This window comes from Curtobacterium sp. PhB191, from assembly GCF_004346515.1.
Taxonomy (GTDB): domain Bacteria; phylum Actinomycetota; class Actinomycetes; order Actinomycetales; family Microbacteriaceae; genus Curtobacterium.
In genome coordinates this window covers 203,943-228,656 of record NZ_SMBV01000006.1, presented here as the reverse complement: position 1 = coordinate 228,656, position 24,714 = coordinate 203,943, and the positions used below count along the sequence as shown (strand labels likewise).

Genomic DNA, 24,714 nt, shown 5'->3' with positions numbered 1-24,714 from the left:
CACGCTCGTCACACGTGGCGTCCGAGTCGGAAACACGGCGGGCGAAGGGTGGGTCACGTCCGACCCATCCGATCCGAGGAAGACCCCACCATGGACCTGATCCTGCGCACGGCCCGCCTGACCGACGGCCGCCTGGTCGACGTCCACGTCGCCGACGGCACGATCGTCCGGGTCGCCGAAGCGGGCACAGAGGTCGCCGAAGCGGGCACGGAGGTCGCCGAAGCGGGCACGGAGGTCGAGCCGACCGAGGCGGCGCGCGTCGTGGACTGTGCCGGTCGCGTCGTGATCCCCGGGCTCATCGAGTCCCACCTGCACGTCGACAAGGCACTGCTCGACCGTGAACGACCGAACCCCGACGGCACCCTCGCCGGTGCGATCGCGGTGACGGGGGAACTCAAACGCGGCTTCACCCACGACTCCGTCCGTGACCGCGCCCGGACCCTGCTCGACCAGGCGATCGCCAACGGCACGACACTCGTCCGGGCGCACCCCGACGTCGACCCCGTCGTCGGACTGACCGGCGTCGAGGTGCTCCTCGCCCTGCGCGACGAGTACCGCGACGCCCTGGACCTGCAGATCGTCGCGTTCCCGCAGGAGGGGATCGCGAAGGCGCCGGGCACGCTCGCCCTGCTCCGCCAGGCGCTCGCCGCCGGGGCCGACGTGATCGGTGGCTGCACCTACAACGAGGCGACCCTGGCCGCATGCCACGAGCACGTCGAGACCGTCCTCGACCTCGCCGAGGAGTTCGACGTGCCGGCCGACCTGCACGCCGACTTCGCCGACGACACGTCCGACCCGCGGTTCGCCCTCGCCGGGCACATCGCCGACCGTGTCGCCGCTCGCGGGCTGCGGGACCGGGTCGCCCTCGGACACGTGACCTCGCTCGCCAGTCTGCCCCCGGTCTCGCGCAGCGCCGTGCTCGCGAAACTCGCCGCAGCGGGTGTCGCGGTGGTGCCGCTGCCCGCCACGGACCTGCACCTCGGCGGTCGCTCGGACGACCGGGACGTCCGCCGAGGGGTCGTCCCGGTGCGCGAGCTCTGGGACGCCGGCGTCACGAGCGCCTACTCGTCGAACAACGTCCGCAACGCGTTCACGCCGTTCGGCAACGCGGACCTGCTCGACATCGGGTTGCTGCTCGCGCAGGTGGGGCACCTGTCCGGCCCGGCCGACCTCGGGCGCGTGCTCGAGATGGCCACGTCGTCCGCGGCCCGCGTCGTCGGGGTCTCCGACACCCACGGCATCCGGCCCGGAGCCGCCGCCGACCTCGTCGTCCTGTCGACGACCGACCCCGCGGGCGTCCTGCTCGACCGCCCCGACCGGAACCTCGTGGTCAAGCGCGGCCGCGTCGTCGCGGAGACCACCAGGACCACCCGACTCACTACCGGACCCACCACTCGATCGAAGGAGCTCACCCATGCGTGAACGGATCCCGCACGAGATCGTCGCCTCGGTCCTCGCCGGCACCACGGCGTTCATCGGCGGCAACGCGCTGCACCTGCCCACCTGGGCGATCTTCATCAGCTGGGCGGGGATGTTCCTGCTCGGGGCGAAGCCCACGCTCCGGAACGCCACCCGGCTCTGGGCGGCGATGCCGATCGGGTCCGCCTTCGGCCTCGTGATCGTGCTGCTCGACCAGCGGTTCGGCACGGTGCTCGGCGAGGGGCAGGCCGCGCAGAACACCGTGCTCGCGCTGCTCATCCTGGTCGTCAACTGCGCGCTGATGTACACGGGTCGGACGCGGCTGTTCGGGCTCGTGCCCGGCATGTTCCTCGGGTTCGCGTCCTTCTTCGCCACGTGCTTCGGCGGCTTCGGGTTCGATCCGGGCAACGCGTGGGCGGCATGGGCGTCGGTCGTCGTGATGAACGCGCTCGGTCCGGCGTTCGCGTACCTGTCCCGGCGGCTGACGTTCGCGCGGCCGACCCAGCCCGGCGCGACGACGGACACGCCCACGACGACCCCCGCCGTCGAGCAGCCGGTCGCAGCCAGGGTCTAGGCACCGACCGGTACGCTCGGTTCCCGTGTCACGAGTCGTCCGTCGCCCCCGCTCCGCCGTCCGGAGGCCCGTGACGATCTCCGTCGTCGCGGTCCTGGTGCTCGTCGCCGGGTACCTCGTGGCCGCCGCCGTCGTGCCGTTCGGTCCGGCGAGCGCCGCGACCACCACGTACTCGGCCCCGACGTCGAGCGTGCCGGCGCTGAGCTTCCCCGGCTACGGCGCCACCGCGGTCGAGGCCACCGACTTCCCGGAGAGCCTGCGCACCAGCGGTGACACGAAGCCCCGGTCGATCGCGAGCATCACCAAGATCGTCACGGCGCTCGTGGTCCTCGACGAGAAGCCGATGGCGGCGGGGGAGTCCGGCCCGGCGATCACCTTCACGCCGAAGATGGAGTCGCTCTACGCCAAGTACGCGGCGATGAACGGCGAGGTCGCGCCGATGCCCGCCGGCCTGAAGCTCACCGAGCACCAGGCGTTCCAGGTGATGCTCATGAAGTCGGCGAACAACTACGCCGGCGCCCTCGCCATCTGGGCCTTCGGGTCGATCGCCGAGTACGAGCAGGCGGCGACGAAGTGGCTCGAGGAGCACGACCTCGACGACACCACGATCCACGAGCCGACCGGTCTCGACCCGCAGAACACCTCGACCGCGACCGACCTGGTCGACCTCGGGCAGCTCGCCCTCGCGAACCCGGTGGTAAAGGAGATCGTCGGCACCAAGGACGTCACGATCCCGACGGTCGGCGAGATCGAGAACTCGAACAAACTGCTCGGCCTGGACGGCATCGAGGGCATCAAGACCGGCACCCTCGACGAGGCCGGCGCCTGCCTGCTGTTCGCGGCGACGTACGAGCGCGGCGGCCGTGACGTGACGGTCATCGGCGTGATGCTCGGCGGTGTCGACCACGACTCGCTCGACGTCGACGTGCAACGGCTGCTCCGGTCGGTCGCGGACAACTTCCAGGTCGTGCCCCTGACCCACGCCGGCCAGACCTTCGGCACGTTCTCCACCCCCTGGCAGGACGAGGCCGACGCGGTCACCGCGAAGGCGGCCGAGGTCCTGGTCTGGGGCAAGACGAAGGTCCGGGCGAAGGCGCACCTCGACGAGGTCACCCTCGGGACGAAGGGCGAGCGGGTCGGGAAGGTCCGCTTCACGGTCACGAACCACGACCCGGTGTCGGTGCCGCTCGTGCTCGAGCGGACGATCGACGACCCCGGCGTCTGGTGGCGCTGGACGAACCCGTTCCAGGGCTGACGGTGCTCGCGCGCTGACGCGCACCACCCGGAGTCCGTACTGTCGGACGGGTGACGACGACGAAGACGTTCCCCCGGACCACCCCCTCCGCCCTCGACATCGACGCCCGCGGTGTGCTCGCGTTCGTCGACGCCCTCGAGTCGACCCCCGGTGTCGAGCCGCACAGCCTGATGCTGCTCCGCCACGGCCAGGTCGCTGCCGAGGGGTGGTGGCAGCCGTACGCAGCCGACCGGGTGCACCTGCTCTACTCGCTCAGCAAGAGCTTCACCGCAGCGGCGGTCGGCATCGCGGTGCGCGAGGGATTGATCGACCTCGACGCGACCGCACTGTCGTACTTCCCCGAGCTCGACGACGAGATCACGGACGAAGGCAGCCGCCGCATCCGGGTCCGGCACCTGCTCGCGATGGCGAGCGGGCACCGCGAGGACGCCATCGACCGGGCTCGTGAGGCCGACCGCATGGACGTCGTGCGTGGCTTCCTGCTCCTGCCGCCGGACGAGGAGCCCGGCTCGCTCTTCACCTACAACCAGCCGTGCACGTACACGCTCGCCGCGATCGTCCGGCGGGTCAGCGGCGGTTCGCTGGTCGACTACCTGCGTCCCCGGCTGCTCGACCCGCTCGGCATCGACGACCTCGCCTGGCGCCGCGACGAGTCCGGCGGCGAGCTCGGCTTCAGTGGCTGCTACACCACGACGTCGGCGGTCGCCGCGCTCGGGCAGCTGTACCTGCAGCGCGGCGTCTGGGAGGGCGAGCGGATCCTCGACGAGGACTGGGTCGCGGCCGCCACGCGCAAGCAGATCGACAACCTCGACGAGGAGAACCCGGACTGGTCGCAGGGCTACGGCTTCCAGTTCTGGATGGCCCGCCACGGCTTCCGCGGCGACGGCGCCTACGGCCAGTTCTGCGTCGTCCTGCCGGAGCACGACGTCGTCCTCGCGATCACGGGACAGAGCCTCGACATGCAGGCGGTCCTCGACGCGGCCTGGCAGCACCTGCTGCCCGCCGTCGACCGGCCGTCCGACACGGGTGCGGACACCGTCCTGGAGGCCCGGCTCGCCTCCCTGGGGCTGCCCGCGGTGAGTGGCGCCGCGGTCCCCGAGCACGTGGCCGGTCGTGCACTCCGCGTGCTGCCCGGTGCGGCGCTCGACGCCGTGGGCTTCGACCGCGGGGCCCACGGGATCCGGCTGACCGTGTCGGCCGACGGAGCGTCGGCGTCGGTGCCGGTCGGCGAGGGGGAGTGGGCCGTCGAGGGTGCCCTCGCAGCGAGCGCCGCGACCCAGCCGGACGGCGCCGTGCTCGTCGCGCTCCGTTTCGTGGAGACACCGCACCTGCTGCACCTGCGCGTCGACCTCGACGCGGGCACGGTCGGGACGACGTGGGAGACCGAACCGCTGCACGACGGCGCGCTGACGCTGCACCGGCCCGCCGACTGACCTCTGCCGACCACAGGGTGCGCACGTCGCGGTTCGCGCCCCCGTGCCGTCATCGCGCCCTGGGGAGTCGGGGCGCGATGACCGTGGTGGGGTGCGGCCGGGGAGGCGTGCGGACTCGGATGGGCGTCGTCCGGCTACGGGGTGTCGGACTTGTGCTCGACGACGTCCTGCAGCTCGGGGCGCTTGGCGGAGACGCCGTCGCCCGACGAGGTGTGCTTGATGCGGCGGACGACCCACGGCACCAGGTACTCCTTCGCCCAGCCGAGGTCCTCGGCGCGGGCCTCACGCCACGGCCGGGCCTCGAGCGGTTCGGGGTTGAACGGTTCCAGACCGTGCGGCGCGCCGAGGGCGTCGAGCACCGCGGCGGCGATCGTGGCGTGCCCCGTGGGGGAGTGGTGGAGCCGGTCCGGTGCCCACATGCGCGGGTCGCGGAGCACCCGGAGGGCCCACATGTCCGCCACCAGTGCGCCGTGCTTCAGGGCGATCGCGTGCAGGTTCTCGTTGTAGATCGCCGTCTTGCCGCGCACCATGCCGAGCACCGGCGTCATGCCGACGTCGGGCCCGGTGAACAGCACCACGGTGGCGCCGTCGCTCCGCAGCCTGGACACCATGGCGTCCACCCGCTCGGCGAGTTCGTCGGGATCGGAGCCCGGCCGGATGATGTCGTTGCCCCCGGCGGACACCGTGACCAGGTCCGGACGGAGCGCGAGCGCCGGTTCGACCTGATCGTCGATGATCTGCTGCAGCAGCCGCCCGCGGATCGCCAGGTTGGCGTACGCGAAGTCGTCGGACCCGTGGGCGAGCACCTCGGCCACTCGGTCCGCCCAACCCCGGTTCCCCCCGGGGACGGTGGGGTCGGGGTCGCCGATCCCCTCGGTGAACGAGTCACCGATCGCGACGTACCTGGACCACGGATGACGATCTGACACGCTCCGGACCATAGTCTCGTGCCATGACGAAGGCCAACACGGGCGCAGCCGCCTGGACCGTGCCGGACGACCTGCTCGCCCACATCGCCGAACGCGCCCCCGGGTACGACGCCGCCAACGCGTTCTGCGCCGAGGACCTCGAGGAACTCCGCGCCGCGGGCTACCTGCGCATCGGGGTGCCGGTGGCGCAGGGTGGCTCTGGTCTCGGCCTCCGCGCCACGGTCGGTGTCCAGCGGACCCTCGCCCAGGCCGCACCGGCGACGGCGCTCGGCCTGGGGATGCACCAGGTGTGGGTGCAGGCGGCGCGCGCAGTGACTGCGCGAGGTGCGTCGTTCCTCCAGGCCGTCACCGACCACGCGTCGGACGACCACCTGCTGGCCTTCGGGGTGAGCGAACCCGGCAACGACGCCGTCCTGTTCGACTCGTCGACGACGGCGGAGCCGGACGGCGACGGCGGGTACCGCTTCACCGGTACCAAGGTCTTCACCTCGCTCGCACCGGCGTGGGACGTCCTGAGCGTGTTCGGCAAGGACACCTCCGGCCCGGAACCGCGGCTGGTGCACGGCTTCGTGCTCCGGTCCGACGGCGACGTCGAGCACCTGGACGACTGGGACACCCTCGGCATGCGGGCCACGCAGAGCCGCACGACGAAGCTGCACGGCGTGCACGTCCCCGCCGACCGCATCGTCCGGTCGCTGCCGGTCGGGCCGAACCAGGACCCGCTCGTGTTCGGGGTCTTCGCGGCGTTCGAGCTGCTCATCGCCTCGGTGTACGTCGGGATCGCCGAACGTGCGATCACGCTGGCGGTGTCCGCCGTCGGACGTCGCGTCGCGGCCGACGGCTCGCTCCGGTCGCAGGACCCGGACGTCCGGCGTGCGATCGCGGACCTGCGCGGCGCCGTCGACGCGATCACCCTGCAGGTCGACGCGCTCGCCCGATCGGTGGACGAACAGGACGACCTCGGTGCCCGGTGGTTCCCGCTGCTCGTCGGCACGAAGGCGCGGGCGGTGGACACCGCCCAGCACGTGGTGGACGAGGCCATGCGGGTGGTCGGGGGCTCGGCGTTCCGGTCCTCGAGCGAACTCGCCCGCCTGGCGCGCGACGTCCGGGCCGGCCAGTACCACCCGTCGTCGCGGGACTCGGCGGCGCGCACGCTCGCGGCGTCGGTGCTCGGCCCGCCCGCCTGACGCGGACGCGTGCGGCCGGCCGCGTGCCCCGGTGCGAGGTTGATCCCTCCGTGCGGCCCTGTAGCGCCGCACCGAGCGATCAACCTCGCACCGAGCGCCGAAGGCCGCACCGTGCGGCTGCCGACCGCACAGCCGGATAGTTAGCATCCGGTACGATTGGCCTCCCGAGCGCAGAGGAGGCGGCCGACTCGTGCCGAGGACCGACACCACGAACCGGACCGCTCCCCGTCGACGGACCCGCTCCCGGCGACTCGCCGACGCGGCCCTCGCGCTCGACCCCGGGCTCGTGAAGACCGACGGCGCCCTCCGCACCCTGGTCGCGGTGCCCGCCGGCATGGCCGTGGGGTACGCCGTCGCGACAGCGTTCGGCCTGCCCGCGATCCTGGGCGTGATGATCGGCGCGATGCCCGCGTTCATCACCTGCCTGGTCATCGTCGACCCGAGCACCGGCCGGACGGCTGCCCGCACCGGAGCCGTCCTCGTGCCGTTCGTCGTCGCCCTCGCCGGCAGCATCGCCCTGCAGCCGTTCCGGCTCCTCGAGCTCGTGCTCATCGTCGTGCTGCTGTTCCTGCAGTTCGCCGCGGCCGCGTGGGGCGCGTGGGCCGCCGACGCCGCGATCGTCGGGTTCGCCGGGTACCTGTGCGGGCTGCTCCTCCCGCTGCCCGAGACGAGTGTCGTGCCGCTCGGCCTGGTCGTGGCCGCTTCGCTCGCTGCGACGGTCCTGGTCCGCCTGGTGCTCCGACCGGACGCGCACCGTGCCCTGTTGCGTACCCGCCGTGGTTTCGTCGCCCGTGGCTCGGCCGTGCTCGAGGCCGCTGCCGCCGTCCTCGCCGCGGCGGACGACCCGGCCGCACGACGCCGCACCCTGCGCCGCCTCCGTCGCAGCCGCGACCGGTACCACGAGATCGCGTTGACGGTCGACGGGATGCTCGCCGCGAGCGGGGTGGACGCCGACACCACGGCCGAGGAGCTCCACCGGCTCGTGTTCGACACGCACTTCGCCGTCGACGAGCTCGGGCGCGGTGCCGGTGCCCTCGTCGAGCACGGCGCGCCGTCGGACGTCCGGCACGCCGCGCTCCGTGCCGTCACGATCGTCCTGCGCCACGGCGGCGGGCACGGCGAGGACGCCGCACAGACCCTGCTCGCCCGCTACGGCATCACGGCGTCCGCCGGCGACCCCGACTCGCGCACGACGGCCGTCGTCCGTCGGATGGCCGCCGAGTTCACCGACCTGCAGGGCGCCGGGCTGCGGTGGCGCGAGCTCCGCGACGAACTGCCGCGCCGCGGCGACGGCGTCGCGTTGGCAGCGCCCTTCGTCACGCCCGTCGTCCTCGCCGGCGGCCGCCCGGCCGGGGCCGTGCCGGTGCTCGCCGACACCGTCGCCGACGGCCCCTGGCGCCGCTGGCGACTCTCCGTCTCGCTGCGCACCGCGGTGCACGCCGCGATCGCCGTCGCGATCGTCGAGCCCCTCGCGCTGCTGCTCGACGGCCCGCGGTTCTACTGGGGCGTGATCGGCGTGATGATCGTCCTCGCCGGCACGAACACCACGCACGAGCGGGTCCGCAAGGGCCTGCACCGCGCCGTCGGCACGGTCGTCGGCGGCGCCGTCGGCATCGTCCTCGTGCACGTCGTCGGCACGGCGCACCCCTGGTTCACGCTCGTGCTCGTCTGCGTCCTGCTCGCGGTCGGCACGTACGGTTTCGGCGGCGTCTACTCGGTCTGGGTCGCGTGCCTGGTCGTCGTCCTGTGCCAGGTGTACGCGTTCTCCGGCAGCTTCACCGACTCGCTCATCCCGATCCGCCTCGCCGAGAACCTGCTCGGCGCCGCGGTCGCCGTGCTCGTGAGCGCCGTCGTCCTCCCGATCGCCACCCGGGCCGTCATCCGACGGGCCGTGCGCCGGCAGCTGACCGCGGTCCGGGCGTTCGTGCTCGCGCTGGTCGGGGTCGATGCGGACGCCGAGGCGGACGCGACCGACGGTGCGGGCGCGAGCCGGGCCTCCCGGTCCGCCGACACGGCCACCGATGCCGCCGCACCCGACCTGCGCGCACGATCGCGCGCCGTCGACGCGGCCACCTACCAACTGGACGCCGTCCTGCGCCCGATGGTGCGGTTCCCGACGGGCGGACCCGCCCGCGCGGATGCCAGGACCCGGACGTCCCTGCAGGCGGCGGCGACGTTCGCGCGCGAGGCGGCCGGGAGGCTCGGCTCGCCCCCGCAGGACCCGCCCGCCGCCCTGGTCGGTGCCGCCCACCGCCTCGCCGCGTCGATCGCGGACCTGGCCGACGGCATCGTGGCCGGGCCACGGTCCGCCGCGCCGGCGCCGGTCTGGGCGCGGGTCGGCGACCAGCTCGACACGGCGGTGGGCGCGGCGGCGGGTGGTCCGGACCAGCAGACCGTCGAGGTCGCGGCGCACGCGCTGGGCCGCATCGACGAGGCGCTCGCGCTGCTGGCCGACCGGCACCGGGCGACCGTTCTCGGCGAGACCGCCACGCGTTCGGCGGCCCCCGGCGCACGGTGAGCCCGGCGATGTCGGTGGTCCCTGGCATCATCTCGGTGTGAGCAAGCAGGACGGAAGCAACCGGCTCGTCTCCGACGCGCCAGTGCACGACGTCTCGGCGACCGTGCTGCACGTCGACATGGACGCCTTCTTCGCGTCCGTCGAACTGCTCGACCGACCCGACCTGGTGGGTCTGCCGGTCATCGTCGGCCACGACTCCGACCGCTCCGTGGTCACCGCTGCCACCTACGAAGCCCGTCGGTACGGCGTGAACTCCGCCATGCCGATGGCCATCGCGAAGCGCCGCTGCCCGAACGCGATCATCGTCGAGCCGCACTTCGAGAAGTACCGCGACCAGTCCGCCGCGGTGATGGCGGTCTTCGACCGGTTCACGCCGCGGGTCGAACGGCTCGGCATCGACGAAGCGTTCCTCGACGTCGCCGGCGCGCTCCGGCTGTACGGCACGCCGTGGGAGATCGGCCGGGCCATCCGGCGCACGGTCCACGCCGAGACGGGCCTGCACTGCTCGGTCGGCGCCGCGTCGACCAAGTTCGTGGCGAAGCTCGCATCGAGCCGGTCCAAGCCGGACGGGCTGCTCGTCGTGCCCGCGGCCGACACCATCGCGTTCCTGCACCCGCAGCCGGTCTCGGCGCTGTGGGGCGTGGGTGGCAAGACGCAGGAGACCCTCGAGCGCCGCGGCATCCGCACCGTCGGCGACCTGGCGAACACGCCCCTCGGGTCACTCGTGTCCGCGCTCGGGCCAGCCGGTGGCCAGCGCCTGCACGACCTGTCCTGGGGGCGCGACCCACGCGTCGTCGACACCGGCGTGGGCGAGAAGTCCATCGGGCACGAGGTCACGTTCGGCCACGACCTGACCGAGCGGGACGACGTCGCGCGCGAGCTCCTGCGCCTCGCCGACAAGGTCGCCGTCCGCCTGCGCCACGCCGACGTGCAGGCCCGCACCGTCGCGCTCAAGGTCCGCTACACCGACTTCACCACGCTCACCCGGTCGCGCACCCTCGCCGAGCCCACCGACGTCGCCAAGCGGCTGCACCGCGAAGCCGTCGAGCTGTACGACGTGCTGCACCGACCGGGCAACCGGATCCGGCTCATCGGGGTCCGCGGCGAGAACCTCGTGCCGGCCGCCGCGAGCAACGCGCTCTGGGACGACGACGCGCCGTGGCGCGAGACCGAGACCACGGTCGACGCGGTCGCCGCGCGCTTCGGCGCAGGCGTGCTGCGACCGGCATCCCTGGTCCGCCGGACCCCCGACGGCCACGTCCCGCACGCCAGGCAGGACTGACGGTGGCGGTAGAATCAGGTCCAGTGAGCGCAGCGGAGTACGAACATCAGCAGCCCGCCACGCTGTGGGCCGAGTCGGGGGACGATCACACGTCGTCGACGTCTTCGTCGTCGGTGTCCGCGCAGTCATCGGCGCACGCCGACGCCGTGGCACGGGACGAAGCCGACGCGGCCGCCCTGGCCGAGGCAGCCGGCAACTCGGCCGTCCAGCACCTGTCGCCGGCGTTCCCGGACCGAGCCGCGTGGGGCACCGCGTCGAAGCTCCGGGCGTGGCAGGTCGAAGCCCTCACGAAGTACTTCGAGTCCGAGCCGCGTGACTTCCTGACGGCCGCGACGCCCGGCGCCGGCAAGACGACGTTCGCGCTCCGCCTGGCCACCGAGCTGCTGGCGCGCGGCACCGTCGACCGCATCGTGGTCGTCGCCCCCACCGAGCACCTGAAGCGGCAGTGGGCGGACTCCGCTGACCGCGTGGGCATCCGCATCGACCCGATGTTCAAGAACGGCGACGGCATGTTCGGCCGGCACTACCAGGGCGTCGCGATCACGTACGCCCAGGTCGGCATGAACCCCGAGGTGCACAAGACGATCACCGAGGGCGGGCGCACCCTGGTCGTACTCGACGAGGTCCACCACGGCGGCGACGCACTCACCTGGGGCGACGGCATCCGGGAAGCCTTCTCCGGTGCCACCCGACGGCTCTCGCTGTCGGGCACGCCGTTCCGGTCCGACACCGCGCCGATCCCGTTCGTCCAGTACGCCCCCGACGAGCAGGGCATCCGCACCTCGATCTCCGACTACAACTACGGCTACGGCCGGGCGCTCAAGGACGGCGTCGTCCGGCCCGTGCTGTTCATGGCGTACGCCGGCCAGATGCGCTGGAAGACCCGGATGGGCGACGAGATGTCGGCTTCCCTGGGCGAACAGGTCACGAAGGACATCACCGCGCAGGCCTGGCGCACCGCGCTGTCGCCCGAGGGTGAGTGGATGCCGGCCGTGCTGTCCGCCGCCGACAAGCGCCTGACCGAGGTGCGCCGTGGCGTGCCCGACGCCGGTGGTCTGGTCATCGCGACGGACACCACCACGGCCCGCGCCTACGCCCGGATCCTGCAGCAGATCACGGGGGAGCGGCCGACGGTCGTCCTGTCCGACGAAGCCGCCGGGTCCAGCCGGATCAGCGCGTTCGCCGACGACACCTCGCGGTGGATGGTCGCCGTGCGCATGGTGTCCGAGGGCGTCGACGTCCCGCGGCTCTGCGTCGGCGTGTACGCCACGAGCGCGAGCACCCCGCTGTTCTTCGCCCAGGTGATCGGTCGCTTCGTGCGTGCTCGGCGCCGTGGCGAGACCGCCTCGGTGTTCCTGCCGAGCGTGCCCGGACTGATGGCACTGGCGGCGACGCTCGAGCTCGAACGCGACCACGCCCTCGACCGTCCGAAGGACGCCGACGACGGCATGTACAACCCCGAAGACGCGATGGTGGCCGAGGCCACCAAGGAAGACCGCGCGTCCGAGAGCCTGCTCGAGGTCCAGCCGTTCGAGGCGCTCGACTCGCAGGCGTCGTTCGACCGCGTCCTCTACGACGGCGGCGAGTTCGGCACCGGCGGCGAGGTCGGGTCGCTCGAGGAACTCGACTTCATCGGCATCCCGGGGCTCCTCGAACCCGACCAGGTGCGCGACCTGCTCCGGGCGCGCCAGGCGACCCAGGCGAAGCGCTCCAAGGGCCGGGCGGTCAAGGACGGCCAGCCGAAGGCCGCCGAGCCCGAGAACCGCCCGATGTACATGACCATCAAGGAGCAGCGGACCGAGCTCGCGCGACTCGTGTCGATCTGGTCCCGGCACTCCAACGAGCCGCACGGCTCCATCCACGCCGAACTCCGGCGCATCAGCGGTGGGCCGGCCGTGGCACAGGCGAGCATCGAGCAGATCCAGAAGCGCATCGACGTCCTGCGCTCCCGCATCGGCGGGCGCCGGTGACGGGTCCGGTCCGGGCGGTCCGCCCGTGATCGAGTCCGTCGACGACCGCACCTGGTACGTCAAGCGCGACGCCGAGTCCTCCCCAGAGGCGATCATCGACCGGTTCGGCGGTGGGTACCGGTTGCGACGGTTCTCGCTGACCGAGTCCCGACGCACCGCGCACGGGGTCTACATGGGTCTCGACCTCGCTGAGACGGCCTGGTGGCGACTCCGAGAGCGCTGATTCGCTCAGGAAGTGCGGCGTTCATGACGTTGACGGCCCGTATCCGGTAGACCGGAGGAATGGCAGACTCGATCCCTCACGTCCTCGTCCTCGGCGGCGGCTCCGCTGGCTACAGCACCGTCAAGCAGCTGCAGAAGCACGCCGCGACCGTGCCCATGCGCATCACGCTCGTGGACCAGAACACCTACTACACGTACCTGCCGTTCCTGCCCGAGGTCGCCGGCGGCCACATCGCCCCGAAGGACGTGACCGTCGAGCTGCGCCGTGCGCTCCGCAAGACGCGCGTCATCCAGGGCAAGGTCACCGGCATCTCGTCGAAGGACAAGACCGTCTCGATCGCGACCGCCGGTGGCGACGACCGCACGCTCGGCTACGACCAGCTCGTCGTCGCACTCGGCTCGGTCACCCGCACCTTCCCGACCCCCGGACTCGAGGAGTACGGCGTCGGCTTCAAGAGCGTGGAAGAGGCCGCCTACGTGCGCGCCAAGCTCCTCGACAACATCGCCAAGGCCGCTGCCACCCGTGACGAGGACGAGCGTCGTCGTCTGCTGACCAGCGTCTTCGTCGGCGGTGGCTACACCGGCGTCGAGGCGATCGGCGAGCTGTTCGACGTCTCGCAGGCCGCCATCAAGACCTACCCGTCGCTCGCGGGGGAGCACCCCCGCTGGATCCTCATCGACGCGCTCGACCGTGTCGCGCCCGAGGTCGGCCCGGAGCTGTCCAAGTGGACGCTCGAGTCGCTCCGCGCCCGCGGCATCGACGTGCGCCTGAAGACCACCATGCCGAGCGCCGAGGGCGGCATCGTCAAGCTCTCCGACGGCGACGAGATCCCCACCGGGCTGCTCGTCTGGACCGCCGGCGTGAAGCCGAACCCGCTGCTCGACGCCTCCGACCTGCCCCGCGGACCGAAGGGCCACCTCGCCGCCAACGCGAAGCTCCAGGTCGAGGCCGAGGACACGCACGAAGTGGTCCCGGGTGTCTGGGGTCTCGGCGACGTCGCACAGGTGCCCGACCTGACCGCCGACAAGCAGCCGGCGTTCTACCCGCCGAACGCGCAGAACGCCGTCCGTCAGGCCGTCGTCGCGGCGGACAACGTCGTCGCGACGATCACCGGCAAGCCCCTCGAGGAGTACCGCCACCCCTCGATCGGCACGGTTGCCTCGTACGGTGTCGCCAAGGGTGCCGCCAACATCAAGGGCATCAAGATGACGAACCTGCTCGCCTGGCTCGCCCACCGCGCGTACCACGTGTACGCGATGCCGACGCTGAACCGCAAGGCGCGCATCGTCATCGGCTGGGTCACCGGTGCCGTCTCAGGCCGCGACGCGACCTCGCTCATCAAGGAGACGGACCCGCGCCGCAACTTCGTCGAGGCGTCGAAGTCCTAGACGCAACCACCTGACGGACGGGAGGCGCGGTGTCAGCTGGCACCGCGCCTCCCGTCCGTCCGTGCGTGCGCTGTCTTGCTCGCTGCCGGATGCGTGCGCATGTTCCGACAGCACACGAGTCGTTCCCCTGGTGGTCTGTCGGAACTTGCTCACGCATCGGCCGTGAGCGCAGCGAACTGGCCGTGCCCCCACCCCTGGCCGTGAGCGCAGCGAACTGGCGGGCGGTGGCCGTGAGCGCAGCGAACTGGCCGAGGCGGTGACGCCCTGAGCGCAGCGATGGCGGCACTCGCCGGGAGACGCAACAGAAAATGCCCCCGGACCGAAAGGTCAGGGGGCATTGCATGTTTCTGTGTCCGAAGGGGGACTTGAACCCCCACGCCCTAATACGGGCACTAGCACCTCAAGCTAGCGCGTCTACCAATTCCGCCATCCGGACTGGATGTGTGGCGATTTCCCCGGGTTTCCCCGGCGTCCCTGCCGAGAGAAAACACTAGCACGGGTCTGAACGCCCGATGAACACGGCCGCGCATCCCGGGCGCGTCCAGAGGGCTGGGTACCCGGCGCGTCCTCCGGCGTCACCGGGCCGGGGCGCGTCGGTGCGGACCGATACCGTGGTGGCATGACGAACCCGGAGCCGACCGCGCCCGAGCTCGAGGCCACCGCGGCGATCGCGCGCGACCTCATCCGCATCGACACCACGAACTGGGGCGAGGGGAAGTCGCGCGGCGAGACCGAGGCGGCGCACTACGTCGAGGACAAGTTGCGCGGGCTGGGCCTCGAGCCGCAGCTGTTCGAGTCCGAGCCGGATCGTGTGAGCGTCGTCGCGCGGGTGCCCGGCCGCGATCGTGACAAGCCGGCCCTGGTGGTGCACGGGCACCTCGACGTCGTGCCGGCCGATCCGGCGAACTGGTCGGTCGACCCCTTCGGCGGTGTCGTCAAGGACGGCTCGCTGTGGGGGCGGGGCGCCGTCGACATGAAGAACATGGACGCGATGATGCTCACGTCGCTGTCGGACGTCATCGCGGCGCAGGGGGCTCCCGAGCGCGACTTGGTGATCGCGTACTTCGCCGACGAGGAAGCCGGGGGAGTCCTCGGCTCGCACCACGTCGTCGAGCACCACCCCGAGGTCTTCGCCGGGGCCAGCGCCGCCATCAGCGAGGTGGGCGGGTACTCGATCACCCTCGGCGACCGTCGTGCCTACCTGCTGCAGACGGGCGAGAAGGCGCTGATGTGGATCAAGCTCGTCGCCCGCGGTACGGCTGCGCACGGTTCGCACGTCATCCGCGACAACGCCGTGACGAAGCTCGCCGCGGCGGTCGCCCGGATCGGCAGCGAGGAGTGGCCGGTGCGTCTGTCGGCGACGACGGACGCGATGGTCGCCGAGGTCGCTCGGTTCCTGGGCGTCGACCCGACCGTGACGGGCCCGGACGAGGTCGCGCTCGCCACCGGTTCGGCCTCGCGGTTCATCCACGCCGCACTGCACACCACGACGAACCCGACGGTCCTGACCGCGGGCTACAAGCACAACGTGATCCCGGACACGGCCGAGGCGCTCGTCGACATCCGCTGCCTGCCGGGGGACGAGGAGTCGGTGCTGGCGCGTGTGCGGGAGCTCGCCGGTGACGAGGTCGAGGTCGTGATGTCCTTCCGCGACATCGGTCTCGAGCAGGACTTCGGCGGACCGCTCGTCGACGCCGTCCGCGACGTCCTCGGCCGCCACGACCCGGGAGCCCCGGTGCTGCCGTACCTGCTGTCCGGCGGCACGGACAACAAGGCGCTGTCGACGCTCGGGATCGCCGGGTACGGCTTCGTGCCGCTGCAGCTGCCCGCCGGCGTGGACTTCCCGGCGATGTTCCACGGTGTCGACGAGCGGGTTCCGCTCGACTCGCTGGCCTTCGGTCGGCGTGTTCTCGGGGACCTCCTGGCCACGTACTGATATTGTTCATGGTCGCCTGCGTGGCGGTGTCCTGACCGACCTCCCCCGAAAGGCCCGTGCGTGCACATCCTCGAGGCGATCTTCCTCGGCTTCGTCCAGGGGCTCACCGAGTTCCTGCCGGTGTCCTCCAGCGCGCACCTGCGCATCGTCGGGCTGTTCCTGCCCGACGCGAAGGACCCGGGCGCGGCCTTCACCGCGGTGACGCAGCTCGGCACCGAGACCGCGGTGCTCATCTACTTCTGGAAGGACATCACCCGGATCATCGGGCGGTGGTTCCGCTCCGTGTTCCGGCGCGACGTCCCGAAGGGCGACCCCGACGTGCGCCTCGGGTGGCTCGTGATCCTCGGCACCATCCCGATCGGCATCGCGGGGCTCCTGCTGAAGGACTCCATCGAGACCACGTTCCGCTCGCTCTGGATCGTCGCGATCGTGCTCATCGTCTTCGGCATCGTGCTCGGGGTGCTCGACGTCGTCGGCCGCAAGGAGCGTCGGATCGAGCACATGACCTTCGGTGGCGGCATCCTGATCGGGCTCGCGCAGGTGCTCGCACTCGTCCCCGGGGTCTCCCGCTCCGGCGCGACCGTGTCGATGGGGCTCGCGCTCGGTTACACGCGGCCGGCCGCGGCGCGGTTCGCGTTCCTGCTGGCCGTCCCCGCGGTGTTCCTGTCCGGCCTGTACGAGGCCGCGACGAGCCTCGGCGACCACGGAGCGCCGTTCGGACTCGCCGACACGCTCATCGCGACGGTGGTGGCCTTCGTCGTCGGGTTCGTGGTGATCGCGGCGTTCATGAACTACATCAGCAAGCGCAGCTTCATGCCGTTCGTCGTGTACCGCATCGCACTCGGTATCGTTCTCATCGTGTTGTTGTCGCTCGGAGTGATCCAGCCGTGAGGGCCTGGCAGGCCCCGTCCGTCCCCGACGTCCCCGGCGCAGCGCCGCGGCCCGTCGTGCACGACACCGCCACCGGCAAGCCGGTCGACCCGACGCAGGGCGAGGAGCGCGCTGCGCTGTACGTCTGCGGGATCACCCCGTACGACGCCACCCACCTCGGGCACGCGGCGACCTACCTGGCGTTCGACACGCTCGGCCGCGCGTGGCGCGACGCCGGCCTCGACGTCGAGTACGCGCAGAACGTCACCGACGTCGACGACCCGCTGCTCGAGCGCGCCACCCGCGACGGCGTCGACTGGCGCGAGCTCGCCGCGTCGCAGATCGACCTGTTCCGTCGCGACATGGAGTCGCTGCGGATCCTGCCGCCCGACGACTTCGTGGCCGTCACCGACGAGGTCGACCGCGTCGCCGAGGCCGTTGCGTTCCTGCAGGAGACCGGCTCCGCCTACGAGGTCCCCACCCCGGACGCCGAGGGCGATGACCTGTACTTCGACGTGAACCACCCCACCGACGCGTGGTCGCTCGGCGACGAGAGCGGCCTGGACCGCGAGACCATGCTCACGCTCGCTGCCGAGCGCGGCGGCGACCCGGAGCGACCCGGCAAGCGCGACCCGCTCGACCCGCTGCTCTGGCGTGCGGCCCGCGACGGTGAGCCGAGCTGGGACTCCGAGATCGGCCCCGGCCGGCCCGGCTGGCACATCGAGTGCAGCGTCATCGCCGGCGACCGCCTCGGCCTGCCGATCAGCGTGCAGGGCGGCGGCAGTGACCTCGTCTTCCCGCACCACGAGATGAGCGCGGGACACGCAGCGGCCCTGGCGCACCAGCCCCTGGCACACGCGTTCGTGCACACCGGGATGATCGCCTACCAGGGCACGAAGATTTCGAAGTCGCTCGGCAACCTCGTCACCGTGCGGGGGCTGCTCGACGACGGCGCGGACCCCCGCGCGATCCGGCTCGCGCTGCTGTCGCACAAGTACTCCGACGACTGGGAGTGGTTCGACGCCGAGCTCACGAGTGCCACGACGCGCCTGGCGACCTGGGACGCCTGGGCATCGGGTGCATCCGCCGGGCACGCCGACGATGCGGCCGACGTGGCGTCCCGGATCCGGGCGCGGGTGTCCGACGACCTCGACACGCCGGGTGCGGTCGCCGCGGTCGACACTGCGATCGCCGGGGGCACTGCGTGCACGCCGGAGCTCGCCGACCTGATCGACGCGCTGCTCGGCATCCGTCTGGCCTGAGCTCGGGCCGGCGGCGTCGTTGTCGGCCTGCGTCGACAGGTGACGACACGTCGTGTGCCGGTCGCCGTTCGGTCAGGAACTGTCGCCTGAGCGAGCGGCAACCGACAATTCGCGACCACCCTGCGGAGGTGAGCGGGCTGCCGTGACCGTTCGCGACCCCCGGACGGGAGGCCCGTGGCGGACCCGCCCCGTGCCTCCCGTCCGCCGTGCGGTCGCAACACGTCGCGTGCGTGCCGGCGACAGGTCACGAACTGTCGCCGAGGCTGGCGGCAGCCGACAGTCCGCGACCTCTCGGCGGAACCGAGCGGGGTGTCGGCTACTGCTGGGGCGGCTGCGGGGGCCGCCAGGGCCCCTCGCCACCAGCGGTACCGCCGTCCTTGCCGTCCTTGTGCTCGCGGCGCCGCAGGTACTGCTCGAACTCCTGCGCGATCGCGTCGCCCGAGGCCTCGGGGGAGTCGACGGTGTCGCGGGCCTGCTCGAGCTGCCCGATGTACGAGGCCATGTCCTCGTCGTCGGCAGCGAGGGCGTCGATGCCGTCCTCCCACTCGGTGGCGTCGTCGAGCAGGGTGCCACGGGGCACGGTGACGTCGGTGAGCTCCTCGATCTTGTCGAGCAGCGAGAGGGTGGCCTTGGGCGACGGCGAGTTGTGCACGTAGTGCGGGACCGAGGCCCAGAGCGACAGCGTGGTCAGCCCGGCCTTGTCCATCGCGTCGGCCAGGACGCCGAGGATGCCGGTCGGACCCTCGTACGAGGACTTGTCGACGTCGAACGCGGTGCGGACGCCTGCGTTCTCGCTCGAGACGAAGACCGAGATCGGTCGGGTGTGCGGCACGTCGGCCAGCATCGCGCCGACGAAGACGACGGCGTCGATCGAGTACACGTCGGCGAGGTCGATGATCTCGGCGCAGAAGCCGCGCCAGGTGCGGGAGGGCTCCGGACCGACGAGGACGAACACGTCGCGGTCGGTCGGGGAGCCGGTGGCGCCGATGACCGGACGGCCCTCGGCCCCGGGGCCGTGCAGCACGATGCGGGGCCACTGCACCCCGCGGGCGCCGGTCTCGTCGGATCCCATGGTCGGACGGTTGAACTGGTAGTCGACGTACCGCTCCCCGTCGAGCTCGCGCAGCTCGTCGAGCCCGAGGGACTCGACGATGCGGCGGGCGAGTCCGCTCGCGGCTTCGCCGGCGTCGTTCCAGCCCTCGAAGGCGACGACGAGCAACCGGCCGTCGCTGAAGGGGGAGTGCTGTGGCACGGAGCGGACCTCCTGGTGGTGGAGCGGAGCGGGGCGGGCACGACGAGGCACCCGGCCGGACACGATGCAGGCATCCACTGTAGGCCCCGGCGACGCCCGCGGGCATGCCCGTCCGCGCCCAGCGGAACGGCCCCGGTAGACTCGTCGCCCGTGACCGCGCATCCTCCTGCCCTCGTCCCGCCCGCAGCCGTGCTGTGGGACATGGACGGCACGATCATCGACACCGAGCCGATCTGGCAGCGCTCCCAGGTCGACCTGACGAACCGCTACGGCGCCGAGTGGACCCACGAGGACGGCCTGTCCCTGGTCGGCTCCGGCCTCGAGCGCTCCGGCGAGCTCCTGCGCGCCAAGGGCGTCGACATGGAGGTCGAGGAGATCATCCAGTGGATGACCGAATACGTGATGGAGCACCTGCGCGCAGGTGAGCTGCCGTGGCGCCCGGGTGCCCGCGAACTCGTCGAGGAGCTCCACGCCCGCGGCATCCCCACCGCGCTGGTGACGATGTCCCGCCGCAAGATGGCACTCGTCGCCGCCGAGGCACTGGGCGAGCGCGGGTTCCGCGTCGTCGTGGCCGGTGACGACGTCGACCGTCCGAAGCCGTACCCGGACGCCTACCTCTCCGCCGCCGCCCAGCTCGGCGTCGAGCCGACCGCGTGCGTCGCGATCGAGGACTCCGCCACCGGCGTCGCCTCGGCCGTCGCCTCCGGCGCCGTCACGGTCGCCGTCGAGCACATCGTCCCGCTGTCCGAGATCGCCGGCGGTGACGTGCACCTGACCACCCTGTCGGGTGTCGACGTCGACCGCCTGGTCGAGTTGACGGGGCCGGCGCTGGCCGCGCGCGCTGCCGTGACGGGAGGCCCGGCTCCTGACCCGGCGCACGCTGCGGACACCGAGGGAGTCACCCGATGAGCCACACCGACGACCCGACAGCGGCCCTGCCGCACACCGCCGGTGGCGCGCCCCACACGCCGCCGCGTGGCCCGTTCCGGGCCGGCGACCGAGTGCAGCTCACCGGCCCGAAGGGCAAGCTCACGACGCTGTCCCTCGAGACCGCCGGCGAGTACCACACGCACCGCGGGGTCCTGCGGCACGACGACGTCATCGGCCAGCCCGACGGCTCGGTGATCCGGGCCAGCACGGGCGACGAGTACCTCGCGCTCCGTCCGCTGCTCAACGACTACGTGATGTCGATGCCGCGCGGTGCCGCCATCGTCTACCCGAAGGACGCCGCCCAGATCGTGGCGTTCGCGGACGTCTTCCCGGGCGCCCGGGTGGTCGAGGCCGGCGTCGGTTCCGGTGCCCTCTCCCTGTTCCTGCTGCGGGCGATCGGTCCGACGGGGCAGCTGCAGTCCTTCGAGCGTCGCGAGGAGTTCGCCGCGATCGCACAGGGCAACGTCGGCACGTTCCTCGGCGCCGTCCCGGACAACTGGTCGGTGACCGTCGGAGACCTGGTCGAGGAGCTGCCCGGCGCCGTCGACGAGCAGAGTGTCGACCGCGTGGTGCTCGACATGCTCGCGCCGTGGGAGTGCGTCGACGCCGCAGCCGACGCCCTCGTGCCCGGCGGACTCATCGTCTGCTACGTCGCGACCGTCACCCAGCTGTCCCGCACTGCCGAGGCCCTGCGCGACACCGGCCGCTTCACCGACCCGATGCCGAGCGAGACCCTGGTGCGCACCTGGCACGTCGAGGGGCTCGCCGTCCGACCGGACCACCGCATGGTCGGGCACACCGGGTTCCTCATCACGGCCCGTCGTCTCGCCGACGGCACCGTCCTGCCGAACCTGAAGCGCCGCGCGGGCAAGGTCGAGTTCTCCGACGAGGACATCGAAGCCTGGACCCCCGGCGCCGTGGGCGAGCGCGCGACGAGCGACAAGAAGCTCCGCAAGGTCGCACGGCAGTCGGCGGCACAGGCCCGCAAGGTCGCCGCTGCCGAGGCCGGGTCCGCAGCAGCCGCTGCCGAGGGGTCCGAGCCCGTCAGCGACGCGTCCGAGCCGACCGACGGCGAACGGTAGGCTGACGGTCGTGCCCGTCCTGCATCGAACGGAAAGAGGGTCCGTGCGCACCATCCCCGCACTCCTGGTCACCATCGGTCTCGTGGCGTCGCTCACGGCGTGCGCCTCGAACGGCGCCGGCACCACCCCCTCGAGCTGCGCCGCACCCGGTGCGGCGTCCGAAGCGGTGACGGCCACCGGCGCGTTCGGCAAGGAGCCGAAGGTGTCGATCCCGAGCGGACTCACCACGAAGGGCACGCAGGTCTCCGTCCTGAAGCAGGGCGACGGCCGCACGATCGACGACGGCACCCCCGTCCTGATCGAGTACACGCTCGTCGACGGCGCCACCGGCGAGGTCGCGCAGACCAGCGGGTACTCCGGGCAGACGGCTCCGATCACCGCCGGTGCGAGCAACTACGGCGCCCTCGGCGAGTCGCTCGAGTGCGCGCAGGTCGGCGACCGCCTGGCCGTCGCGCTGCCGAAGAGCGCCCTCAGCAGCTCGGACACCAGCGCGACCACCGACAGCGGCTCGTCGGCGAAGACCGAGGACGCCGTCATCGCCGTCATCGACGTCAAGCGGGCCTTCGACGCCCGCGCGACCGGCACCCCGCAGCTCGCTGGCGACAAGATGCCCGCCGTCGTGCTCGCACCGTCCGGCGCCCCCGGCATCACGATCCCGTCGTGGAACGCGCCGAAGTCGAACGAGACGCACCTGCTCCGCAAGGGGTCCGGTCGCGTGCTCACCGCCAAGGACACCGCGGTCATCAAGTACACCGCCGTGACGTGGGGCGCTGACCCGTCCGTGGCCGGCTCCAGCTGGACCGACGGCTCGGGCGCGCAGACCGTGCCGCTCACCAAGGGCCAGGTCGACGAGGGCGTGCGGAACGCCATCGTCGGGCACCACGTCGGCGACCAGGTCCTGGCCGTCGTGAACCAGCAGGGCACCGCCTACGCGTACGTCATCGACGTGCTCGGAGCGATGTCGAGCTGACGCTCCCACACCGTCCACCGACCGCGGCGCGGGTGCACTCCGGTGCACCCGCGCTGCCGTAGGATCGCCTCGTGCCAGCGACCCGTGTGCCCCGTGTGCCCGCAGAGGAGCGGCTGTTCAGCCTCGTGCTCGCGCTGCTCTCGACGGAGTCCGGGCTGACCAAGGCGGAGATCCTGACCAACGTGCAGGGCTACCGCCAGCGGTTCACACCGGGTGGGGACAACGCCTCGCTCGAGCGGCAGTTCGAGCGCGACAAGGACGACGTCCGCGAGCTCGGCATCCCGCTCGAGACCATCGAGACACCGGGCGCCGCCGGCAACAACCAGACGCTGCGCTACCGGATCCCGAAGGGCGAGTACGACCTGCCCGTCGACGTCCGCTTCACCCCGGACGAGTCGGCCCTGCTGTCGCTGGCCGCCATGGCCTGGCGCGAAGGCGCGCTGTCCGCTGACTCGCGTCGCGGGCTGCTGAAGGTCCGGTCCGCGGGTTCCGAGGACGACGACGGCGCACTCCAGCTCGGCGTCGACGCGTACGCCCCGCGGCTCCGAGCACGCGACGCGGCGTTCGAGCCGCTCCGCTCCGCCCTCGACCGCGGTGCCGCCGTCCGGTTCGACTACATCACCCCGGGCCAGCACGAGGCCCGTCGTCGCGAGCTCGCCCCGCTCGCCCTGGTGCAGCACGGCGGCCGCTGGATGCTCGCCGCCCACGAGTTCGCCACGGACTCGGACAAGAACTACCTGCTCTCACGCATCGTCGGACCCGTCACGCAGTACGACGTCGGGCAGCACACCGCCCCGGTGGGCGCGGGGGAGCGCACGCTCGCCGAGCTCGAACGGATCTGGTCCGCCCGCACGGCGCGCATCGCGGTGACCCCCGGCTCCGACGCCGAGCGGCGGCTCGCCCGCCGTCGTGACACCGAGACCGACGCCGACGGCGCACTCGTGCTGCACCACGTCGACCCGCAGATCCTGGCCGAGGAACTCGCGGCGTTCGGACCCGAGGTCCGGGTGCTCGAGCCGGAGGACCTGCGGCTGCGCGTGGTCGAGCGGCTCCGTGCGCTCGTGCGCGACCACAGCGACGGAGAGGAGTCCGCCCGTGGCTGACGCCCAACCCCTGCAGGCGCAGGACAAGCTCGCCTTCCTGCTCGCCCTGGTGCCGTACCTGATCGACCGCGAGCGTGTCTCGGTGGCCGAGGCCGCGCGCCACTTCGGTGTCCCCGAGGCCCGCATCCGTCGAGCCGTGGAGCTCATCGCGGTGTCGGGGGTCCCCGGCGAGACGATGCAGTACCAGCACGGCGACCTGTTCGACATCGCCTGGGACGACTTCGACCAGAACGAGATGATCGTCCTGACGAACCTCGTCGCCATCGACGACTCGCCACGACTGTCCGCGCGAGAAGCTTCGGCGCTCATCGCCGGGCTGCAGTACCTCTCCGCGCTGCCCGAGGCCGCTGACCGCGATGCCATCCGAGCACTCATGGCGAAGCTGTCGCGCGGTGCTGGCGGTGCCGCGTCGACGGTCGCGGTCGGGCAGGACCTGCACGACGTCGCGCTCGCCACGATCCGTCGTGCGATGGCCGGCGGCCGCGGGTTGTCCTTCGAGTACGCCGGTCCGCGCACCCAGGGCGGCACCCGTCGGGTCGACCCGCTCCGGGTCGAGTCGATCGACACGGACTGGTACCTCCGCGCCTGGGACCTCGACCGGCAGGCGCTCCGGACCTTCCGCCTCGACCGGATGTCCGGTGCACGCGTGGACGACCGTGCGGTGGAGAAGTCGGCCGACCAGGTGGTGATCCCGGACACGCTGTTCCAGCAGTCGGCAGAGGACGTCATCGTCACCGTCGAGCTCGACTCGTCGTCGCTGCCGCTCGTGGCCGACTTCCTCGCCGACACCGCGGACGCCCCTGACGCCGAGGCACGCGTGCGGATCCGGCTCGCGGCGTCGAACGGCTTCGACGGCGTGGTCCGGCTCGTCGCGGGGCTGCCCGGCCGTGCCGTGGTGCTCGACCCGCCTGCCGCGCGGGACGCGGTGCGGGACTTCGCCGCCGCCGCCCTCGCCGCCGGCTGACGTCGCAACCCCGCCGCCGGCTGACGTCGCAACCCCGCCGCCGACCGCTCCTGCATGTGCGTTCGCACGGAGCGCGCCGAACTGTCGGTCCCCACCCCGTAGGATCGACCCATGGCTTCGACGACCGCGCGCGGGCGAGCGAGGCGGCAAGGGCGCCGTGACAACGA

At 72.2% G+C, this 24,714-nt stretch carries 20 protein-coding genes and 1 tRNA gene; 18 read left to right on the top strand and 3 right to left on the bottom strand.

The genetic code is table 11. The annotated features are described in order from the left end of the window. Window positions 1–90 precede the first annotated feature (90 nt). Genes EDF48_RS11865 through EDF48_RS11850 form a run of 4 tightly spaced genes read left to right on the top strand, consistent with a single transcriptional unit; the run spans window position 91 to window position 4,681 of the window. The gene (locus tag EDF48_RS11865) at window positions 91–1,422 is read left to right on the top strand and encodes an amidohydrolase family protein (RefSeq protein ID WP_123937879.1); all 1,332 of its coding nucleotides are present in this window, start codon (window positions 91–93) and stop codon (window positions 1,420–1,422) included. Then, on the top strand, window positions 1,415–1,993 hold the full coding sequence (locus EDF48_RS11860) for a DUF1097 domain-containing protein (RefSeq protein WP_243648776.1): 579 nt from the start codon (window positions 1,415–1,417) through the stop codon (window positions 1,991–1,993). The genes EDF48_RS11865 and EDF48_RS11860 overlap by 8 nt, the downstream gene beginning before the upstream one ends. Window positions 1,994–2,018: 25 nt before the next feature. Further along, on the top strand, window positions 2,019–3,248 hold the full coding sequence (locus EDF48_RS11855) for a D-alanyl-D-alanine carboxypeptidase (RefSeq protein WP_123294391.1): 1,230 nt from the start codon (window positions 2,019–2,021) through the stop codon (window positions 3,246–3,248). A gap of 50 nt (window positions 3,249–3,298) precedes the next feature. Then, entirely contained in the window at window positions 3,299–4,681 is a 1,383-nt protein-coding gene (locus tag EDF48_RS11850; protein ID WP_131880172.1) for a serine hydrolase, read from the top strand. Window positions 4,682–4,815: 134 nt separating this feature from the next. Here the strand turns inward: EDF48_RS11850 and EDF48_RS11845 are convergent, their stop codons facing one another. After that, window positions 4,816–5,622: an SGNH/GDSL hydrolase family protein gene (locus EDF48_RS11845; RefSeq protein WP_207913256.1), complete on the bottom strand. Its 807-nt coding sequence runs from the start codon at window positions 5,620–5,622 to the stop codon at window positions 4,816–4,818. A gap of 11 nt (window positions 5,623–5,633) precedes the next feature. On the opposite strand from EDF48_RS11845, the gene EDF48_RS11840 reads away from it, so the two are divergent. The 6 genes from EDF48_RS11840 to EDF48_RS11815 all read left to right on the top strand — a co-directional run bounded on the left by EDF48_RS11840 (window position 5,634) and on the right by EDF48_RS11815 (window position 14,178). Beyond that, entirely contained in the window at window positions 5,634–6,797 is a 1,164-nt protein-coding gene (locus tag EDF48_RS11840; RefSeq protein WP_131880158.1) for an acyl-CoA dehydrogenase family protein, read from the top strand. A gap of 190 nt (window positions 6,798–6,987) precedes the next feature. Continuing rightward, window positions 6,988–9,315: an FUSC family protein gene (locus tag EDF48_RS11835; protein WP_131880156.1), complete on the top strand. Its 2,328-nt coding sequence runs from the start codon at window positions 6,988–6,990 to the stop codon at window positions 9,313–9,315. 37 nt (window positions 9,316–9,352) lie between these two features. Next, window positions 9,353–10,597 (top strand): DNA polymerase IV, encoded by a 1,245-nt coding sequence (gene dinB / locus EDF48_RS11830; RefSeq protein WP_131880154.1) that lies wholly within the window; start codon window positions 9,353–9,355, stop codon window positions 10,595–10,597. 176 nt (window positions 10,598–10,773) lie between these two features. Next, window positions 10,774–12,567, top strand: coding sequence for a DEAD/DEAH box helicase (locus EDF48_RS11825; RefSeq protein WP_131880243.1), 1,794 nt, complete (start codon window positions 10,774–10,776; stop codon window positions 12,565–12,567). Window positions 12,568–12,592: 25 nt separating this feature from the next. Continuing rightward, window positions 12,593–12,790, top strand: a complete 198-nt coding sequence (locus EDF48_RS11820; RefSeq protein ID WP_123294394.1) for a hypothetical protein — start codon at window positions 12,593–12,595, stop codon at window positions 12,788–12,790. Window positions 12,791–12,849: 59 nt separating this feature from the next. Continuing rightward, complete coding sequence (locus tag EDF48_RS11815) at window positions 12,850–14,178, top strand: FAD-dependent oxidoreductase (RefSeq protein ID WP_131880152.1); 1,329 nt, start codon at window positions 12,850–12,852, stop codon at window positions 14,176–14,178. Between the two features lie 350 nt (window positions 14,179–14,528). On the opposite strand, the gene EDF48_RS11810 is transcribed toward EDF48_RS11815, so the two are convergent. Further along, window positions 14,529–14,614, bottom strand: a tRNA-Leu gene (locus EDF48_RS11810). A gap of 183 nt (window positions 14,615–14,797) precedes the next feature. Here EDF48_RS11810 and EDF48_RS11805 point away from each other — a divergent pair. The 3 genes from EDF48_RS11805 to mshC are packed head-to-tail and all read left to right on the top strand — an operon-like array spanning window position 14,798 to window position 18,246. Next, window positions 14,798–16,114, top strand: coding sequence for a M20/M25/M40 family metallo-hydrolase (locus tag EDF48_RS11805; protein WP_131880150.1), 1,317 nt, complete (start codon window positions 14,798–14,800; stop codon window positions 16,112–16,114). A 60-nt stretch (window positions 16,115–16,174) separates the two neighbouring features. Next, a complete protein-coding gene (locus tag EDF48_RS11800) occupies window positions 16,175–17,005 on the top strand; it encodes an undecaprenyl-diphosphate phosphatase (RefSeq protein WP_111083996.1) in 831 nt (276 codons plus the stop codon). Further along, window positions 17,002–18,246 carry a cysteine--1-D-myo-inosityl 2-amino-2-deoxy-alpha-D-glucopyranoside ligase gene (mshC, locus tag EDF48_RS11795; protein ID WP_123294396.1) on the top strand — a complete coding sequence of 415 codons (1,245 nt, stop codon included), beginning with the start codon at window positions 17,002–17,004 and terminating at the stop codon, window positions 18,244–18,246. The genes EDF48_RS11800 and mshC overlap by 4 nt, the downstream gene beginning before the upstream one ends. Before the next feature lie 316 nt (window positions 18,247–18,562). On the opposite strand, the gene EDF48_RS11790 is transcribed toward mshC, so the two are convergent. Further along, the gene (locus EDF48_RS11790; protein WP_123312593.1) at window positions 18,563–19,498 is read right to left on the bottom strand and encodes a PAC2 family protein; all 936 of its coding nucleotides are present in this window, start codon (window positions 19,496–19,498) and stop codon (window positions 18,563–18,565) included. Window positions 19,499–19,648: 150 nt separating this feature from the next. On the opposite strand from EDF48_RS11790, the gene EDF48_RS11785 reads away from it, so the two are divergent. The 5 genes from EDF48_RS11785 to EDF48_RS11765 all read left to right on the top strand — a co-directional run bounded on the left by EDF48_RS11785 (window position 19,649) and on the right by EDF48_RS11765 (window position 24,547). Then, window positions 19,649–20,407 carry an HAD family phosphatase gene (locus EDF48_RS11785; RefSeq protein WP_243698093.1) on the top strand — a complete coding sequence of 253 codons (759 nt, stop codon included), beginning with the start codon at window positions 19,649–19,651 and terminating at the stop codon, window positions 20,405–20,407. Further along, entirely contained in the window at window positions 20,404–21,510 is a 1,107-nt protein-coding gene (locus EDF48_RS11780) for a tRNA (adenine-N1)-methyltransferase (RefSeq protein ID WP_235035825.1), read from the top strand. Before EDF48_RS11785 ends, EDF48_RS11780 begins: the two co-directional genes overlap by 4 nt. A gap of 43 nt (window positions 21,511–21,553) precedes the next feature. Then, window positions 21,554–22,480: a hypothetical protein gene (locus EDF48_RS11775; RefSeq protein ID WP_131880148.1), complete on the top strand. Its 927-nt coding sequence runs from the start codon at window positions 21,554–21,556 to the stop codon at window positions 22,478–22,480. A 71-nt stretch (window positions 22,481–22,551) separates the two neighbouring features. Continuing rightward, window positions 22,552–23,583, top strand: coding sequence for a WYL domain-containing protein (locus EDF48_RS11770; protein WP_123294400.1), 1,032 nt, complete (start codon window positions 22,552–22,554; stop codon window positions 23,581–23,583). Further along, on the top strand, window positions 23,576–24,547 hold the full coding sequence (locus EDF48_RS11765; RefSeq protein ID WP_123937905.1) for a WYL domain-containing protein: 972 nt from the start codon (window positions 23,576–23,578) through the stop codon (window positions 24,545–24,547). The genes EDF48_RS11770 and EDF48_RS11765 overlap by 8 nt, the downstream gene beginning before the upstream one ends. The last annotated feature ends 167 nt before the right edge of the window (window positions 24,548–24,714 follow it).

Bases quoted from the DNA above. Each gene is read 5' to 3' on its own strand.
- EDF48_RS11865 (WP_123937879.1), top strand. From the start codon at position 91: ATGGACCTGATCCTGCGCACGGCCCGCCTGACCGACGGCCGCCTGGTC.
- EDF48_RS11860 (WP_243648776.1), top strand. From the start codon at position 1,415: ATGCGTGAACGGATCCCGCACGAGATCGTCGCCTCGGTCCTCGCCGGC.
- EDF48_RS11845 (WP_207913256.1), bottom strand. From the start codon at position 5,622: ATGGTCCGGAGCGTGTCAGATCGTCATCCGTGGTCCAGGTACGTCGCG.
- EDF48_RS11840 (WP_131880158.1), top strand. From the start codon at position 5,634: ATGACGAAGGCCAACACGGGCGCAGCCGCCTGGACCGTGCCGGACGAC.
- EDF48_RS11815 (WP_131880152.1), top strand. From the start codon at position 12,850: ATGGCAGACTCGATCCCTCACGTCCTCGTCCTCGGCGGCGGCTCCGCT.
- EDF48_RS11805 (WP_131880150.1), top strand. From the start codon at position 14,798: ATGACGAACCCGGAGCCGACCGCGCCCGAGCTCGAGGCCACCGCGGCG.
- EDF48_RS11780 (WP_235035825.1), top strand. From the start codon at position 20,404: ATGAGCCACACCGACGACCCGACAGCGGCCCTGCCGCACACCGCCGGT.